This window comes from Variovorax sp. MSC1_012 (assembly GCF_023667525.1).
In the GTDB taxonomy this organism is placed as follows: Bacteria; Pseudomonadota; Gammaproteobacteria; order Burkholderiales; family Burkholderiaceae_C; genus Variovorax; species Variovorax beijingensis_B.
In genome coordinates this window covers 2,527,655-2,543,997 of record NZ_CM174443.1, presented here as the reverse complement: position 1 = coordinate 2,543,997, position 16,343 = coordinate 2,527,655, and the positions used below count along the sequence as shown (strand labels likewise).

Here is a 16,343-nt window from a genome sequence, read left to right as displayed (position 1 = left end):
TTGTAAGCGGCTTCCGTTAGGCAGCCCTTAGCCGAAATACGACAGCAACCTCAACGGCTCCGCCGCCTGGCAGCGATGCCACACCCACCGTAGTGCGGACTGGAAGCGGGGTGTCTGGGAACGCAACTTGCAATTCCTCGGACGCGGCGTCCATGACGGCGGCGTGTTCTTCGAAGCTCTCCACTGACCGTAGGTAACCTGTCAGCGAAATCACTTGTGCGATCGTATGCAAGCCGCCGAGCTCTTCGTCAGCTGCATTGAGAATGGCACCAGTCGCAGCCCGCGCGGCATTGCGGCCGAGCTCCACGTCCGCTGGCCCAACCAGAATGCCGCGAATGACTTCGCCGTTCAGCCGTCCGACAACACCGCTAGAGTACACCCGGTCTCCCGCGCGGCAGAAGCTCGAGTAAAGCCCTCTGGGCCGGGCGCGGTCAATGAGAATCACTGGGCGCCTCGTCAACTCGCATCTCATAGGCGCCGCCGCGCAGCCAACAGCGTTCTTCTGGGCTTTCAACCGATAGTGGCAGCCGCACTGAGATTTCTGAAGGTGAACCCATGGCCTCCCCTTGGCGAACGGTGACGAACGTAGTTGCATGCCCGATGCAGCCTAGGTAACGCAGGCCCCACGCAAGCGCCGTGGCAGCGATGCCGGTGGCCGCGTCCTCTGGATAACCCGAAGCCTTTGGAAACTGGCGCGCGCTGACAGCCGCGCTAGCCTCTGGCTGCATGGCAAAAGGGTAGAGGCCGGTGGAGCCAAGACGTTCACAAAGCGACCCGACACGCGTGTAGTCTGGCGACACCGCATGCAAAGCCTGCAAGCTCGGAAGCTGAATTAGCGTCTTGACCCGGCTGGTGGCTGCGTTAAGCACCGGACCGACGATCGCTTCAGGGGCGATCTGCAAGCAACTCGCTATCTCACCTAGCAGCTCTTCGCCGACCGTCTCGATCACAGCTCGAGGCTGACTGATTTCAACTTGACCTTCCGAATGGCGTCCATGAACGGTACCGCTGAGGGTCTCGATCGAAAGGGGTTTCCCGCTCCAGCGTCCGAGCGAATGCAAAAGCCAGAGCGCTCCGATCGTTGCATGGCCGCACATCTCCATCTCGTGCAAGGGGACGAAATATCGAAGACGCAGATCATGATGAGGGCTGGACGGGCGCAGCACAAAAGCCGACTCATGGCCGGTCGCGAATGTGCGCGACTGCATCTCGGTATCCGTCATGCCATCGGCATCCAGCCAGACAGGGGCTGGATTGCCGCCGAGCGGTTGGCCAGGCGCAGGAAACACGCGAATCAGATGCATGGCTCAGTCCGCTTTCGCATTCACAGAGCGTGCGATTGCACCCCACAATGCAATATCTGCACGAATCTGTGCACTGAACTGCTCAGAACTGCTGGTCAGCGGAGCCACGCCTTTCGCAAGCATGTCGGCGCGCAGCGCGCGGTCTTCAAGCGCCTTATCGAGTGCTATACGGACACGAGCCACGATCCCTTTCGGTGTGGCCGCAGGCGCCATGAGCCCATACCAAAGCACGGGCTTGAAGTCCTTGACGCCCGCGTTCTCAAAGGTCGGAACGTCCTGCAGCGCGGCTGACGGCTCGCTCACGGCAATGGCTCGCATCCTCGCGGCCCGCACCTGTTGCAGGAGAGCGGTCGGGTTGTCAAACAACAGCTGTATCTGGCCCGCCATCAGGTCCGCTTGGGCCGGCGCAGCGCCGCGGTAGGGAATGTGCGTCATGTCAGCGCCGGTACGCTGTTTGAAGAGCTCGCTCACGAGATGGCTCGACGAACCGTTGCCGACGCTGCCGTAGTTAAGAGTGCCTGGATTGGCTTTCGCGTAACGCACAAGTTCCGCCACTGTGCGGACCGGCAGACCTGGCGTTGTCACCAGTACAAATGGTGTGGTTCCAATGATGCCTACCGGGACCAGATCACGGACTGGGTCGTAGGAAAGCTTCGGGTAAACAGCCTGCGCAGAAGCCACGGTTGTCGTGGTGGCGGCCACCAGCGTGTAGCCGTCGGGTTGTGCTTTGGCTCCAAACGCAGTGCCGACGGTTCCGCCGGCGCCGGCTCGGTTGTCGACGATTACCGGGACGCCGAGTTCGGTTTGCAGCCTCACTTGCACAGCTCGGAAGATCACGTCGGTGCCACCACCTGCGGGAAAGGGCACCACAATAGTGATGGGTTTGCTGGGGTAGTCTGGAGCTGACCACGTGGGGGTGGCACTGAACAAGACGCTGATGTTCACCGCAGCGAGACAAGCGCGTCGTAGACTTCGAGGACCCATTGCATATTCCTTGCTAGTTCGATACCTTGCATTCTTGGCAATAACGCCAGTATCCGTACGCCGGATCGCGACGCACGCGGTCTGATTGCGACAATCCAGCATGCCGTTCGATAAGCCGACCGCTCCGCCGCCTATGTCCTTGTTCTCCGGCACTCTCAAGCGCCGGGTGAAGATGGTTGCGAGCACGCGAGACCGATACGCTACGGCGCCTCACACTCACGACTGCGACATGCTTCTTGTTCCAGTTGCTGGCCGCTTCGAGGTTCTCAGTGAGCATGGAGAACCGATGCCGGCGGCACCTGGCGTTTTCGTCTGGTACGCCGCGGGAACAGCGCATGCCACATCAGCGCAAACGCTCAAGCAAACCCACTTGGCCGTCTACGTGGATCCGGACTTCTGGTGCACGGCACTTCGTGCGCAGGGAATTCGTGAGCCCCAAGAAGGGATGCGCGCCGGCAGCGAAGCGCTCAGTAAACTGTCTCAGAAGATGCTCGAAGTCGCACAGGCGGGCGAGCATGACGAAGAAGGTGCTGTCTACAGCGGCGCGCTGATCATGGAAGCCGCGCGCCTCAGCGCCAATCCGCTTCTGCACGGACAGCAGACCCCGGCTCGCATGGTGGCGACTCTGCTTGCCGAGGTTATAGAGGCGGACTTGGCGCAACCGCTGGCACTCGAGGCGTTCGCTGCTCGAAATCGCATGTCACGGCGTCAGGTGGAGCGGTTGTTCGGAGCCGAATTTGGCATTTCGCCGCTGGCCTTCCAACAGATCAAGCGTGCTGACCGTGCGCGCTACCTGCTGTCCACGAGCGATGACTCTGTGCTATCTATCGCCCAACAGGTCGGCTGGCAATCTGGGTCCTACCTTGCACGCGTTCTTGAGAAAACATGGGCACTCACGGCGACCGAGATCCGAAACTCAACACGTCCTCGACGCGGATGACTCGGCGAGACCAAAGACGGGTTCAAAAGCCGTCTCGCGCGGTCGACCGGTTAGCGGCATCTGGAGTTCGAACTGCAGTTTCGCCGATGGATGGTGTAAACCAGCGAACTCGATAACTAAGGGCAGCGCACTCGTCGGAAGTCGTCACCTTGTAGGGCAGCATTGTTGTGATCAGGGAGACGTGAGCTCACAACATCACAAGATGGGGCCGACTCCAACTTGCGATAGACGCCAACCCCTTCCTGTCGAATCTCACTGGAACCTGAAGCAGGCACTGGAATCCGTCGATCCGCTTCCGATATAGACCGCTCGCGTCGGATATAGACACAGGTTGCGCGGTTGATTGATCGCGCGACCGTTCCTCGTCGGCAGGCGACCAGGCGTGTCTTTCCAACCTGTTGCACCATCCCCGGACATGAGCGCATTCGACCAGCGCGCGAAGGAGATGGAGCTTCACGATTTGCAGTCCTCGAAACACGCCCAAGCAGCGCTGGCTGAGCAGCACCCCGGGGCCCGTTCGAATCGGCAGATGAGTCAGCGACGGTGCGTGGCTGAGATTCCGTTAGCCCAGCGCGACAGCAGAAGCTCTTTCAGGAGCGCAGTCGATTGTTCGATGAGCGGCCCGCGCGGGCGTTGTGCCGAAGTGGCGATCCAAAGCGTTGTGATCAGCTTCGGTTTGCCAATAGGACGAACGTGAAACCCATCGGTGTTGCCAGTCGATCGGATGGCGTTCAGCGCCAGTACCGCGCTGAAACTTTCGTCTCGAACTAGGTCGAGGATCGCGGGGATGCTTTCAATCTCCAGCGCGACTTTGGGCTTCAATCCTTGCTGGGCCATGGCGGTTTCCAGAAGCATGCGCAAGGAATGAGGCCGACTCGGTATCACCAGCTCATGCTGCGCCACGTCGCCCAGGGTGATCATCGATCCCTCGAGGGTGTGGGCTTTGGTCCTCGCGCGGCCGGAGACAAGATAGAGTTGTTCGTCGAGAACAGGTAGCAAGTCAATGCTGCCCGACGGCGCCACGTTATAAACCACCGCGCAATCGACGCGACCGACGGATAACCACTCGAGCGCATAAGTGGACAGCCCTTCGACCATGCTCAGGACGGCCTTGGGATAGCGGTCCCGAAAGGCGCGTACGAGCGGACCGGTCAATGTGCGACTGACGCTGGGCGGCATCGCAATCACGATGCGGCCGGTCACCGCGTCGCGATCGTCTTCGAGGTCGAGCTTGGCGCGCGAGACCTGGGCCAGGATGCCGCGACTGTGTTCGAGAAGTCTCTGTCCGGCCGGCGTCAGCGTGACGCCCCTTCCATTGCGCTCAAGCAACGTTTGCCGGAGTTCGACCTCCAGCGACCTGATCTGGCGACTGAGCGCGGGTTGTGCGACCGCGAGGAAATTCGACGCCTTTGTGAAGCTGCTCATCTCCGCGACATGGACGAAATATTCGAGTTGCTTGAGATCCATGAGCAGCCTCACCTATGCCGGTTTGATCTTTCTGCTTTACATCCTATCTCATTGATGCATGGCGAGGATATCCCAAGAATCGATGCCATGACAAAACAGACCATGGCGTACACCGTCAAGGTTCAGAGACAAGGACTGCCAATGGATTTCGAGATGACACCGGGATGGCTTCCCTTCCATCCGGACCCTTCCACGCCTTGCTTCCGGCTGCCTGCCGGAAGCGTCGATGCGCACTGCCATGTATTCGGACCGGGCAATGTATTCCCCTATGCGCCTACGCGAAAGTACACGCCATGCGACGCCTCCCGGCAACAGCTCTTTGCCCTGAGGGACCGCCTGGGTTTCGAGAGAAATGTAATAGTGCAGGCAACCTGTCACGGAACCGACAACAGCGCGCTGATCGATGCGCTGAGGCATTCCGAAGGAAGGGCTCGAGGGGTGGCTTCGGTCTCACGCTCCGTCAGCGATCGGGAGCTTCTTGACATGCACGAGGCAGGAGTGAGGGCAACGCGCTTCAATTTCGTTCGTCGTCTGGTCGACTTCACGCCGAAGGAGGAGTTGACGGAGATCGCGGCGCGCATCGCTCCGCTCGGATGGCACGTCGTGGTCTATTTCGAGGCGGTCGATTTGCCGAGCTGTGGGACTTCTTCACGGGCCTGCCCACCGTCGTGGTCGTGGATCACATGGGCCGGCCGGATGTCGGCAGGCCCGTCGACGGTCCGGAGTTCGAACTGTTCATGCGTCTCATGCGAGAACACCCGAACGTGTGGTCCAAGGTCAGCTGTCCGGAGCGACTCAGCCTATCCGGTCCTCCAGCGCTCGCCAGTGAACAACACGCGTACCGGGACGTTGTGCCATTCGCGCAGCGACTGGTGTCCGAGTTTCCGGATCGCGTGCTTTGGGGCACCGACTGGCCGCATCCGAATCTGAAGGATCACATGCCGGACGACGGGCGCCTCGTTGACTTCATTCCTCACATTGCGCCAACCGCGAGAGCGCAGCAACAATTGCTCGTGAACAATCCCATGACGCTGTACTGGCAGGCATGACATCTGTTGCATCAGAGACATCCAGGAAAGACAGCATGACACCGGAGCGCGACTACCACGACATTCCCGGCACCTATGTGTTCGACGGCTTGCACTGCCGGAAGGGCTATCACCTCAACATGTTCTGCAAGTCGCTTGACCTCGCGCATAACCGCGCGTCGTTTCGCCGGGATCCATTCGCATACCTCGCGAGCTACCCCATGACGACCGAGCAGGTCCGCGCTGTGCTTGATCGCGACTGGTTGGAAATGCTTCGTCTTGGCGGCAACATTTACTACACCTTCAAGCTGGCCATCTTCGATGGCCTCACGATGCAGCATGCCGGTGCCGCCATGTCGGGTACCGGGATGACGGTGGACGAGTTTCGAGCCATGATGATGACCGGCGGGCGGTCGATCGACTCTAACCGCAGCAAGAAGGAGCGCTCGCATGGCTGAACTCGTTGGTGGCCTTGCCACGTCGCATGTACCGTCAATCGGTGCGGCAATCGATCACGGGAAAACAGGTGAGCCCTACTGGAAGCCTTTGTTCGATGGCATCCAGCCAGCGCGCGAATGGATCGCCGAGGCAAAGCCCGATGTCGTCATCGTGGTCTACAACGACCATGCATCCCGGTTCGGCTTGGATGTCACGCCGACCTTCGCGGTCGGGGTCGGTACGGAGTTCGCCCCGCACGATGAGGGATACGGACCCCGGCCGGTGCCTGTGTGTCGGGGAAATCCGGAGTTCGGTTGGCATCTGGTCGAGTCCCTCATTCTCAACGACGAGTTCGATCTCACGATCGTCAACGACATGACGGTGGACCATGGATGCACGGTTCCGCTGTCCCTGGCGTTCGGGCAGCCCGCGGAGTGGCCCTGTCAGGTGATCCCTCTGTGCGTGAATGTCATTCAGTACCCCTCGCCTACGGCCAACCGCTGTTTCCGTCTGGGCCAGGCGATACGCCGTGCGATCGACTCGTATCCGTCGAATCTCAAAGTCGCCATCTTCGGAACGGGAGGCATGTCGCATCAGTTGCAGGGGGAGCGCGCGGGGCTGATCAATGCGCCGTACGACCAATCCTGGCTCGATAGGATGGTCAGCGATCCGCTGGCGCTCACGCGCATCGGGCACACGGAGTTGCTGCGCGAGGCAGGCTCGGAAGGCCTGGAGATCATCATGTGGCTCGTCATGCGTGGTGCACTCGATGCCGATGTACGACAGGTGCATCGCTTCTATCATGTGCCGGCATCGAACACGGCGTACGGCATGCTGGTGCTCGAGAACGTATGAGAACCATCAGGGTTGCTGTCGCGGGCATCGGTGCATTCGGTGCCAAGCATCTGGACGCGCTCAAGCTGATTGACGGCGTCGAGGTGGTGTCCTTGATCGGCGGCGACAGCGGTGAGACCCTTGAGGCGGCGCGGCGGTACGGCGTGGCACACGCGACCACGAAGCTTGAGGAAAGCCTGGCGCTTTCGCAGGTCGAGGCCGTCATTCTTTGCACGCCCACGCCGCTGCATGCTGCGCAGGCGATCCAGTGCATGATCGCGGGCAAGCATGTGCAGGTCGAGATACCGCTGGGCGATCGAATCGCTGACGTCGAGGCGGTGGCGGCATTGCAGGCATCTACCGGGCTTGTGGCCATGTGTGGCCATACCCGCCAGTTCAATCCCAGTCACCAATGGGTCCATCGCAAGATCGTGCAAGGAGAGTTTGCTTTGCAGCACCTTGACGCTCAGACCTACTTCTTCCGGCGGACCAACAAGAACGCCTTGGGACAGCCGCGCAGCTGGACGGACCATCTTCTGTGGCATCACGCGGCGCACACCGTCGACCTGTTCATTCATCAGTCGCAGGGCGGCATCGTGGCCGCGCATGCCATGCAAGGTCCGGTGCATCCGGACCTGGGCATCCCGATGGACATGTCGATCCAACTCAAGAGCAGTTCCGGCGCGCTGTGCACGCTCGCCCTGTCTTTCAACAACAAGGGACCACTGGGCAGCGTGTTTCGCTATATCGGCGACAGCGGAACCTACGTGGCACGCTATGACGAACTGGTTGACGGAGAGGGCGCCGCGATCGACGTTTCAGGCGTGGCGCCTTCCCTGAACGGTATCGAATTGCAGGACCGAGAGTTTCTTGCGGCCATCCGAGAAGGCAGAGAGCCGCAGGCCAGTGTGCAACGTGTTCTGCCGTGCTATCGTGTGCTCGCGACGCTCGAGGAATCTCTCGGCGGTTCGCGCGCGCACAACCTGCCCCCGTGAATCTCGAGCCGCAGCTGCGCCAGCTGTCGGTTCTCGCCCGATTTCGCGCAGTCTCTAGGGAAGGTCTGAACAAGTCCACCGATCATTCCACCAGACGTTGATCGCTCAAAGGAGCCGAAGCGATGAGCCAGCTGAGCTTTCGGACGCGGAGTACGCGGGCAAGAGGAAGAAGACCAGACGCGAGGTCTTCCTCGAAGAGATGGAACAGGTGGTGCCCTGGAAGGCGCTGCTGAAGGTCATCGAGCCGTTCTATCCGGCGGCCGGTCGCGGCCGCAGGCCGTATCCGCTTGAAGCTATGCGGCGTGTGCACCTGATGCAGAACTGGTTTGCGCTGAGCGATCCAGCGATGGAGGAAGCGCTGTATGAGATCGCCTCGCTGCGCAACTTCGCGGGGCTGAACCTGAGCGAGCCCATTCCGGACGAGACCACGATCCTGAACTTCCGGCAGCTGCTGGAGGAATACGACTTGGCCGAAGACATCCTGAAGCAGGTCAATGCGCACCTTGCGCGCAAGGGCCTGCTGCTCAAGCGAGGCAGCATCGTGGACGCAACGATCATCGCAGCGCCCAGCTCGACGAAGAACGCCGAGGGCGAACGCGACCCCGAGATGCACCAGACCAAGAAGGGGAACCAGCGGCACTTCGGAATGAAGGCGCACATTGGCGTGGACGCTGACAGCGGGCTGGTCCACACGGTGACCACCACGCCAGCCAATGAGGCCGACGTGGAGCAAGTTGCCGATCTCCTGCATGGCAAGGAGCAACAAGTCTGGGCCGACTCCGGCTATCGAGGCGCCCCGAGTCGCGTGGAGCGCGAAGACCTGCAGTGGCATATCGCCGCGCGGCCCAGCGACATCGCCAAGATGCCCGACGGGAGGGCCAAGACGCGGCTGCAGAAGCAAGAGCATCGCAAAGCAAGCATCCGCGCGAAAGTGGAGCATCCGTTCCGCGTGATCAAGCGCCAATTCGGCCTGGTGAAGGTGCGCTTCCGCGGCCTGCAGAAGAACACGGCCCATCTGCTGACGCTGTTCGCGCTGTCGAACCTGTGGATGGCGCGCAGGCCATTGATGGCGATGACGGGTGTAGTCCGTCCAAAAGCGACGTGAGCGCCTAAGAGGCACCTCAAAAGCCACTTCTGGAGGCGATCGCATCATGAACTCAGCGAACCATCGCAACATACGCGTGCGCCGCCGGCTCGCGTTTGCGAGTTGTTCAGACCTTCCCTAGGGGGCACGCCCGTGTCGACGCCGGATGGCATCCTCGACATCGGTGTGAAACGCTTTTAGCCGCTCCGGGATAACTTTGCGTAGCAAGGCCATCGTTGCATCCATCAGAGGGTCGGCCTGGTGCTCGGCAGGCAGCGCGACACACAACGTGCACTGCATAGAGGGCTTGCGTATCCGGTGGAGTGTGAGCCCCGGATCGTCGATGCATGAGTGCAGGCCGCTGAGCGGGATGACTGATGCTCCGTGCCCCCTGCGCACCAGGTCAAGAATCGCGTTCAGATTGGCGATCTCATGGGCGATGCGGGCGGTTCGCCCGATCGCGGTCATCGCGGATTCAAGGACGGCATGAATCGCGTTGTGCGCGCCGGCGATGACCAGCGGAATTTCGGAGATCTCTTCGATAGAGACGGCCGCACGGAGTGCGGCTCCAGGCGGCGCCTGGGTTGCGGTAACCAGGTACAGCGTTTCCGAAGCCAGCGGCACATAAGCGAGTTCGGCACGCGGTGCGGGATCGTAGACCACCGCACAGTCGAGCCGGCCGGACGCCACGAGCTGCAGCAGGTTCACTGAAAGCCCGTCTACCGAACGCATCGAAGCCTCAGGGAGGGTGGCCTGAAATGCCTCGATCAACGGCACGGACATGGTGCGCGCCAGGCTGGGCGGCAGGCCCAACGCCAGTGTGCCGAGGATGGGGCCATGCCCACCTTGTACGGCACGCCGTGCTTGCGCGATCTGGCGCAGGATCGGGTGGGCGTGCTCCTGGAGCCGCATGCCAGCGTCGGTCAGCACCACGCCGCGTCCATTACGGCGAAACAGCTCAACTTCCAGTTCCGCTTCCAGAAGTGCCATCTGTCGGCTCAACGCAGCCTGTGTGACCCCGAGCGTCGCCGCTGCGCGCGTGAGGCTTCCCGCATCCGCGATCTTGATGAAGTGCTGGAGTTGTTTGAATTCCATAGGCTGAGTCGATGCCGTTTCTGAATATCAGATATGACATTCACTAAGTTTTAAGAACTCGGATATTAGCTTAAAGTAATTCTCAAGGCCAAGCGATTCACTCTCTCCGAGCCAGATTCAAAAGACAACGAACGGGATTCCACCGTGACCGAGACAACGACACAGCATCCCAGAAAGCCTGAGCGCCGCTTGCGACCGCTCATTCGGCGACTTTTGGGCACCTGGCTGGCGCGCCGAAAGTGTCTGCCGATTGGCTGGCTGGGGTCCTTTCTGACCTGCCTGGGCGGTGCGTTGACAACCAGCGCATGGTCTGCGCTTTCGGGCGGTGTCGCTCCGGCTTCGTTCATGTCCAGGGTCGGAGTGAGCTATGTCGGCGCCGCAACAGTGGTCACGCTGCTGTTTCCTTTGCTGCCCACCGGGGTCGGTGCCATTGCTAAGACGCTCCGGCGCAAACGCGGCGGCGACACGGCCTGCTTTCCGGTGCGGCGCTGACCCATCGGCCTGCGTCCCCCCACTTTCAAAACCCATATGGAGATATCTGCAATGACCGAAGAAGTCCAAGCCAAACCCGTGAAGATGAAGCCACGAGGCGCCGATCGCTATCAATACCTGACACAGACCGGCCCTGGCACCCCGACGGGCGACCTGATGCGCAGCTATTGGCAGCCAGTGGAACTGGTGGAAGCTCTGCCGCAAGGCGCCGCACCACGGCCGATCCGCATCCTGGGCGAGGATCTCGTGCTGTTCAGGGATGACCAGGATCGCGTCGGTTTGATCGACCGCAAGTGTGCGCACCGTTGCACCGACTTGGCGCTGGGCCGGGTCGAAGATGGCGGGATTCGCTGCCCCTATCACGGCTGGCTGTTTGATGTTCACGGTCGCTGCTTGGATCAACCCGCCGAGGCGTCGCCCAAGGCGAAGGACCGCATCCAGATGAAGTCCTACCCGATCCATGAGGCGGCGGGTGCCTTTTGGACCTATATGGGGCGCGGGGAGCCTCCGCTGTTCCCGAACTATCCGGCATTGGCAGGAGGCGGCGAATTCAGGTACACGACGCGCTGGTTCGGCGACTGCAACTGGCTGCAGGCGAGCGAAGGCAACATCGACCCTGTTCACACCTCGTACTTGCACCAGCTCGAACTTGCCGATGCAGAGATGAAGGCGCGCTGGGGGGTGTTTGCCAATCAGGCGCGTCCCGAATTGGCGGTCGAAGAAACCCGTTTCGGCGTGCGCCTGTACACCAGTCGAGACATAGAAGGCACGGATCGCAAATCCCTACGCATCACGAATTTCGTCATGCCCAACGCCTGCGCGGTTGGAGGGTTCGAAGGCTATCTGGGCGAAGGTGGCCTCACGATGCTGTGGGACGTGCCGATCGACGATCAGCATCACTGGCGCTGGGAGTTCATCTTCCACCGTAGCGGGCGTCTGGACAAGGAGGCGTTGATCCGTCAGTACGAAGCGGAAAAGGCCGAAGGCGACCGGATGTGGCGTGCCAAGGACGACCTGTATTCCCAGGACCGCGCGTCCATGCAGGGCAAGGCCTACCTTGGCCTCGGCGAGTGCTTCTCCGTCCACGACATCGCGATCACGCAGTCCCAGGGAACGATCCATCAGCAGGTCGACGAACACCTGTCCTCGTCCGACATCGCGATCGTTCGCGCGCGCCGAATGCTCGACGAGGCAGTGGACGAAGTGATGGCCGGCCGCGATCCACGGGGCGTGGTGCGCACGGAAGCGGACAACGATTTCCGCGACATGGTCGTGATCACCGGCGAGATCGCAGGTGACCAGCAGAAGGAGGACTTCTGTGCTGCGTATGCCGCAGACGACCGACTCTTTGCCTTGGCACGCAAGCCCCAATCGACCTGAGCGACGGGCCAGGCACCTACACAAAAATACTGGAGACACGAACATGAATGCAATGGTGCAGGAGCGCCTCGTCGCGACGAGACGTACCCTCTCTTCCGAAGAGCGCAAGATTCTTATCGCCTCCTCACTCGGGACGATCTTCGAGTGGTACGACTTTTTTCTCTACGGCTCGCTCGCTGCAATCATTGCCAAGCAGTTCTTCGCGCAAACAGATGCGCAAACGGCTCTGATTTTTGCGCTGCTCGCATTCGCTGCGGGTTTCATCGTGCGGCCATTTGGCGCCATCGTGTTCGGTCGGCTTGGCGACATGATCGGGCGCAAGTACACCTTCCTCGTGACCATCTCCTTGATGGGCGTGTCCACCTTTGCAGTCGGTCTGTTGCCGACCTACGCTTCTATCGGCATTGCTGCGCCGGTCATGCTGATCATCCTGCGCCTGCTTCAAGGTCTGGCCATGGGCGGCGAGTACGGCGGTGCCATCGTCTACGTCGCCGAACATGCGCCAGCGGACCGACGCGGCTACTTCACGTCGTGGATTCAGACCACTGCTACCGGCGGTCTGGTTCTGTCGCTGGCAGTCATCCTGGGCTGTCGCACCATGCTGGGTGAGCCCGAGTTCGCGGCATGGGGGTGGCGCATTCCATTCCTTTTGTCCATCGTGTTGCTCGCAATATCGGTGGTCGTTCGGATGGCGATGCACGAATCTCCGGTGTTTCAGAAGATGAAGGAGGAGGGCCGGCAGTCCAAGCAACCGCTGGACGAAGCCTTTGGGCGCTGGTCGAACTTGCGCATCGTCCTGTTGGCCTTGTTCGGTGTGACCGCAGGCTTAGGCATCGTCGGCTATACGGGCCAGTTCTATCTGCTGCTCTTCCTGATGCAGACGGTGAAGCTCGATCCACTCACCACCAACATCCTGGTGGTCGGCGGCCTGGTGCTGGCAGTGCCTTTTACCGTGCTTTTCGGATGGTTGTCTGATCGCTATGGCCGAAAACTGATCATCCTCGCGGGCTTGGTGTTTTGCGCGCTGACGTACTTCCCGGCGTTCAAAGCGCTCATGCACTATGGTAATCCTGCGCTGGAGGCAGCATTGCAGCAGTACCCCGTCATCGTCGCTGCCGATCCTGCGGACTGTAGCTTCCAGTTCAATCCCACCGGAACCAAACAGTTCAAGAGTTCCTGCGATATCGCCAAGAGCCGCCTCGTGGGAGCGTCGGTCAGCTACAGCAATGAAGCCGCGGCACCTGGTTCGGTCGCCAAGGTTCGCGTTGGAACGACTGTGATCGAATCATTCGATGGTTCGTCACAGGATGCGAAGGCCCAGAGCACCCGATTCGCGGCCGAGTTGGCGCAAGCCATCAAACAGGCCGGATATCCAAGCACCGCCGACCCTGCGCAGGTCAACAAGCCAATGCTGCTCCTGATCATCTTCGTCTTGGTCGTCCTTATCTCGATGGCCTATGGGCCGGCCGCCGCACTGCTGGTGGAGATGTTCCCGGCGCGGATCCGCTACACATCGCTCTCCCTGCCTTATCACATCGGAACGGGGTGGTTCGGCGGGTTGCTACCAACGACAGCGTTTGCTTTGGTTGCCTACAGCGGCGACATCTACTTCGGGCTCTGGTACTCGGTCATCGTGCTGGCTGTCTGTGTGGTCGTCGGCGCCCTCGGGTTGCGGGAGACCAAGGACATCGACATCTCCGCCTGATTGTGTCGCACACAGTAAACACATATGACAAGTCCAACCATCCCCGTCGTCGTGGTCGCCGCGGAGCAGGTCGCCCAAGATGTCCGGCATCTGCGGCTTGCGCGCCGCGACGGATTGCCGCTGCCCAGCTTTACGCCCGGAGCCCACATCGATCTGCATCTGGGACCGAACCTGATTCGGCAGTACTCGCTGTGCGGTCAGGTCAACGATACCGCCAACTACAGCGTGGCGGTCAAACGCGAACCTGAGTCCCGCGGGGGATCGAAAGCGGTACACGACGAGCTGCATCAAGGCTCGGTGCTCGAGATCTCTGCGCCGCGAAACAACTTCTCTTCGGCGAAGGACGCCCGCCACAGCATCTTGGTCGCCGGCGGAATCGGCATCACACCGATGCTGTGCATGGCATATGAGCTCCATGCTCAGGGCAAGTCTTTCGAACTGCTCTATTTTTGCCGAACGCCTGCCCACGCCGCATTCCTGGAGACTCTGAAAAATGGTCCGTTCGCCGAACGTTGCCGATTCTATTTCGGCCTTGATCGCGATGCAGTCGCATTGACTCTGAACGATGCACTGGCGCATCCCATCAATGGCGCTCATGTGTACCTCTGCGGGCCTCGTCCATTCATGGGCTTGGTGCAGGAACTCGCTCGCCCGAGTTGGCCGGAGGACTCGATTCATCTCGAGTACTTCTCGTCCGACACGCTGGCGCTCTCGAAGCCCTCAGACGGTTTTGAGATCGAGCTAGCACGCAGTGGCCTCACGTTGCGCGTGAGTCAGGACGAAACCATCGCCGACACCGTGCGAAAAGCCGGGGTCGATGTGGAGACTTCTTGTGAGCAGGGCGTGTGCGGAACATGCATCACTCAGGTCATCGATGGGTTGATTGATCATCGGGATTCATTCCTGAGCAGCACTGAGCGCGCGTGCGGCGATTGCATGGCGATCTGCGTCTCGCGTGCGCGCTCTGCGCGTCTTGTCTTGGATCTTTGACGGCAGGTCAACCTCTCATTCCAGACAGGAGGTGTGAGCACCCAGATCACATTAGTTGCTGGAGGCCGGCATACGCCGCCCGAGTAAAAGCGCGCCGCAGCCTCGTTCGGCAAGCGCAGGTTCTATAAATACAACAGGAGACAAAAGATGAAAAAAGCATTGGCTACGGCCCTGCTTTCGATGGGGTGCGCCTGCCCGATCTGCGCGCAGAGTTCGAGCGCGCCGGGCGTCCAGATCTACGGTCTGGTCGATACCGGCGTCGAGTACATCAAGGGAGGTGGTGTCCATACCACTCGCTTGACCTCACTCAGCGGCGGGCAGTCTCCCTCGCGCCTGGGCTTCCGCGGCGCAGAAGACCTTGGTGGCGGTTTGGGTGCCGTCTTCGCGCTGGAAATGGGTTTCGGCGTGGACAACGGCCTGCCGCAGCAAAGTGGCCGGTCATTTGGACGTCAGGCATACGTCGGGCTGGCGACTGGCTGGGGCACCTTCTCAGTGGGACGCCAATACACCATGACGTTCTACTCGATGTTCGATGCAGATGTCATCGGCCCTGCAGTTTTCGGTGCGGCAGCACTCGATCCCTATCTGCCGCAGTCGCGCGTCGACAACTCTTTCGCCTACCGCGGGACGTTCGGCGGCCTGACGTTGGGCGCCACGTACTCGTTGGGCCGGGATGTTGCCCCGCCGGGCAATTGTCCCGGCGAGACGGGTGGGCGAGCTTGCCGAGAATGGTCCGCCATGGTCAAGTACGACACGCCGGGGTGGGGAGTCGCGCTGGTGCACGATGAACTCAACGGAGGTGCGTCAGGCAACTTTTTCGGCCAACCCGTTGGCACTCGACCGAGCGTGGACAACAAGGACCGACGAACCATTCTTAACGGCTACGTCAAGTTCGGAGACGCGAAGATCGGCGCGGGCTGGATCAAGCGCAAGCTAAGCGCGGCCCCTATCCCGCTCTCGACCGACATCTACTTCGTCGGCATCAACTACGTTGTGTATGGCTCATTCAGTGTCGATGCACAGTTGCTCGCACTGAAGGACGCACGGCAAGACGCTGGCGCCAGGATGGCGGTTATCCGAGGTAACTACGGATTGAGTCGCCGCACGTCGGTATATGCGATGGTTGGGCATGTTTCCAACGAACGCAATGCGGCCTACTCAATTACTGCGAGTGAGCTCACGGGGGTGCCACCTGGTGCTGGTCGCGGGCAATCGGGCGTGATGTTGGGTATACGGCACAGCTTCTAATGGGATGGCGGGTCGCTGCGATGCACGGCATTGGTGGCGACGATGCAGCGCATGGGCCATCTGCGAACGACGAACTGCTCGGGCACGCTGCGTCTGACGGCGCAGTGGGGTTGAGTGCCGTAAGGCTGGAAAATCCCGGTGCGCGCGAGCAACGCTTGATTGTGGTCCGCTACCAGCGAAGCTCCGGCAAGCTTTTGCATGGCAATCGCTCGAACCAGGACGACGTTGAGTGCCACCGAAAATCGATCCACTAGTGGAGTAATGGGAATGCAGCGATTGCTGCCAATTGTTTCCGCGTGATGACGCTGGAAACTTGGTTTCCTTCAAAAGCGGACGAAAGCACCCGGCTCTCAAGAGCA

Annotated in this window: 16 protein-coding genes and 1 pseudogene; 11 read left to right on the top strand and 6 right to left on the bottom strand. The window is 60.8% G+C overall.

Features of this window, described 5'->3' with window-relative positions; all coding sequences use genetic code 11:
- Nucleotides 1–16 precede the first annotated feature (16 nt).
- Genes L1081_RS12070 through L1081_RS12060 form a run of 3 tightly spaced genes read right to left on the bottom strand, consistent with a single transcriptional unit; the run spans nucleotide 17 to nucleotide 2,474 of the window.
- Nucleotides 17–472 carry a Rid family hydrolase gene (locus L1081_RS12070; RefSeq protein ID WP_489416610.1) on the bottom strand — a complete coding sequence of 152 codons (456 nt, stop codon included), beginning with the start codon at nucleotides 470–472 and terminating at the stop codon, nucleotides 17–19.
- The gene (locus tag L1081_RS12065; protein ID WP_489416609.1) at nucleotides 432–1,304 is read right to left on the bottom strand and encodes a PhzF family phenazine biosynthesis isomerase; all 873 of its coding nucleotides are present in this window, start codon (nucleotides 1,302–1,304) and stop codon (nucleotides 432–434) included. The genes L1081_RS12070 and L1081_RS12065 overlap by 41 nt, the downstream gene beginning before the upstream one ends.
- 3 nt (nucleotides 1,305–1,307) lie before the next feature.
- Nucleotides 1,308–2,474, bottom strand: a complete 1,167-nt coding sequence (locus L1081_RS12060; RefSeq protein ID WP_489416608.1) for a tripartite tricarboxylate transporter substrate-binding protein — start codon at nucleotides 2,472–2,474, stop codon at nucleotides 1,308–1,310.
- A gap of 43 nt (nucleotides 2,475–2,517) precedes the next feature.
- Between L1081_RS12060 and L1081_RS12055 the strand changes: the two genes are divergently transcribed.
- Complete coding sequence (locus L1081_RS12055) at nucleotides 2,518–3,228, top strand: helix-turn-helix domain-containing protein (protein ID WP_489416607.1); 711 nt, start codon at nucleotides 2,518–2,520, stop codon at nucleotides 3,226–3,228.
- 534 nt (nucleotides 3,229–3,762) lie between these two features.
- Here the strand turns inward: L1081_RS12055 and L1081_RS12050 are convergent.
- Nucleotides 3,763–4,695, bottom strand: coding sequence for a LysR substrate-binding domain-containing protein (locus L1081_RS12050; RefSeq protein ID WP_489416606.1), 933 nt, complete (start codon nucleotides 4,693–4,695; stop codon nucleotides 3,763–3,765).
- A 141-nt stretch (nucleotides 4,696–4,836) separates the two neighbouring features.
- Between L1081_RS12050 and L1081_RS12045 the strand changes: the two are divergent.
- The 5 genes and pseudogenes from L1081_RS12045 (at nucleotide 4,837) to L1081_RS12025 (ending at nucleotide 9,095) form a co-directional block, all read left to right on the top strand.
- A pseudogene (locus tag L1081_RS12045) lies at nucleotides 4,837–5,744 on the top strand (amidohydrolase family protein).
- 35 nt (nucleotides 5,745–5,779) lie between these two features.
- Nucleotides 5,780–6,181 carry a protocatechuate 4,5-dioxygenase subunit alpha gene (gene ligA / locus L1081_RS12040; protein WP_489416605.1) on the top strand — a complete coding sequence of 134 codons (402 nt, stop codon included), beginning with the start codon at nucleotides 5,780–5,782 and terminating at the stop codon, nucleotides 6,179–6,181.
- Nucleotides 6,174–7,016, top strand: coding sequence for a class III extradiol dioxygenase subunit beta (locus L1081_RS12035; RefSeq protein WP_489416604.1), 843 nt, complete (start codon nucleotides 6,174–6,176; stop codon nucleotides 7,014–7,016). The genes ligA and L1081_RS12035 overlap by 8 nt, the downstream gene beginning before the upstream one ends.
- Nucleotides 7,013–7,990, top strand: coding sequence for a Gfo/Idh/MocA family oxidoreductase (locus L1081_RS12030; RefSeq protein WP_489416603.1), 978 nt, complete (start codon nucleotides 7,013–7,015; stop codon nucleotides 7,988–7,990). The genes L1081_RS12035 and L1081_RS12030 overlap by 4 nt, the downstream gene beginning before the upstream one ends.
- A 100-nt stretch (nucleotides 7,991–8,090) precedes the next feature.
- Nucleotides 8,091–9,095 carry an IS5 family transposase gene (locus L1081_RS12025; RefSeq protein WP_489416769.1) on the top strand — a complete coding sequence of 335 codons (1,005 nt, stop codon included), beginning with the start codon at nucleotides 8,091–8,093 and terminating at the stop codon, nucleotides 9,093–9,095.
- A gap of 117 nt (nucleotides 9,096–9,212) precedes the next feature.
- On the opposite strand, the gene L1081_RS12020 is transcribed toward L1081_RS12025, so the two are convergent.
- Nucleotides 9,213–10,169: a LysR substrate-binding domain-containing protein gene (locus tag L1081_RS12020; RefSeq protein ID WP_489416602.1), complete on the bottom strand. Its 957-nt coding sequence runs from the start codon at nucleotides 10,167–10,169 to the stop codon at nucleotides 9,213–9,215.
- 144 nt (nucleotides 10,170–10,313) lie between these two features.
- Here L1081_RS12020 and L1081_RS12015 point away from each other — a divergent pair, with 144 nt between their 5' ends.
- The 5 genes from L1081_RS12015 to L1081_RS11995 all read left to right on the top strand — a co-directional run bounded on the left by L1081_RS12015 (nucleotide 10,314) and on the right by L1081_RS11995 (nucleotide 15,984).
- Complete coding sequence (locus L1081_RS12015) at nucleotides 10,314–10,661, top strand: hypothetical protein (protein ID WP_489416601.1); 348 nt, start codon at nucleotides 10,314–10,316, stop codon at nucleotides 10,659–10,661.
- A 51-nt stretch (nucleotides 10,662–10,712) separates the two neighbouring features.
- Nucleotides 10,713–12,041 carry a Rieske 2Fe-2S domain-containing protein gene (locus tag L1081_RS12010; RefSeq protein WP_489416600.1) on the top strand — a complete coding sequence of 443 codons (1,329 nt, stop codon included), beginning with the start codon at nucleotides 10,713–10,715 and terminating at the stop codon, nucleotides 12,039–12,041.
- Nucleotides 12,042–12,084: 43 nt separating this feature from the next.
- Nucleotides 12,085–13,746 (top strand): MFS transporter, encoded by a 1,662-nt coding sequence (locus L1081_RS12005; protein WP_489416599.1) that lies wholly within the window; start codon nucleotides 12,085–12,087, stop codon nucleotides 13,744–13,746.
- Between the two features lie 24 nt (nucleotides 13,747–13,770).
- On the top strand, nucleotides 13,771–14,736 hold the full coding sequence (locus tag L1081_RS12000; RefSeq protein WP_489416598.1) for a 2Fe-2S iron-sulfur cluster-binding protein: 966 nt from the start codon (nucleotides 13,771–13,773) through the stop codon (nucleotides 14,734–14,736).
- A 147-nt stretch (nucleotides 14,737–14,883) separates the two neighbouring features.
- Nucleotides 14,884–15,984: a porin gene (locus L1081_RS11995; protein ID WP_489416597.1), complete on the top strand. Its 1,101-nt coding sequence runs from the start codon at nucleotides 14,884–14,886 to the stop codon at nucleotides 15,982–15,984.
- Here the strand turns inward: L1081_RS11995 and L1081_RS11990 are convergent.
- On the bottom strand, nucleotides 15,981–16,220 hold the full coding sequence (locus L1081_RS11990) for a hypothetical protein (RefSeq protein WP_489416596.1): 240 nt from the start codon (nucleotides 16,218–16,220) through the stop codon (nucleotides 15,981–15,983). The two genes, L1081_RS11995 and L1081_RS11990, sit on opposite strands and share 4 nt — an antisense overlap.
- Nucleotides 16,221–16,343 lie beyond the last annotated feature (123 nt).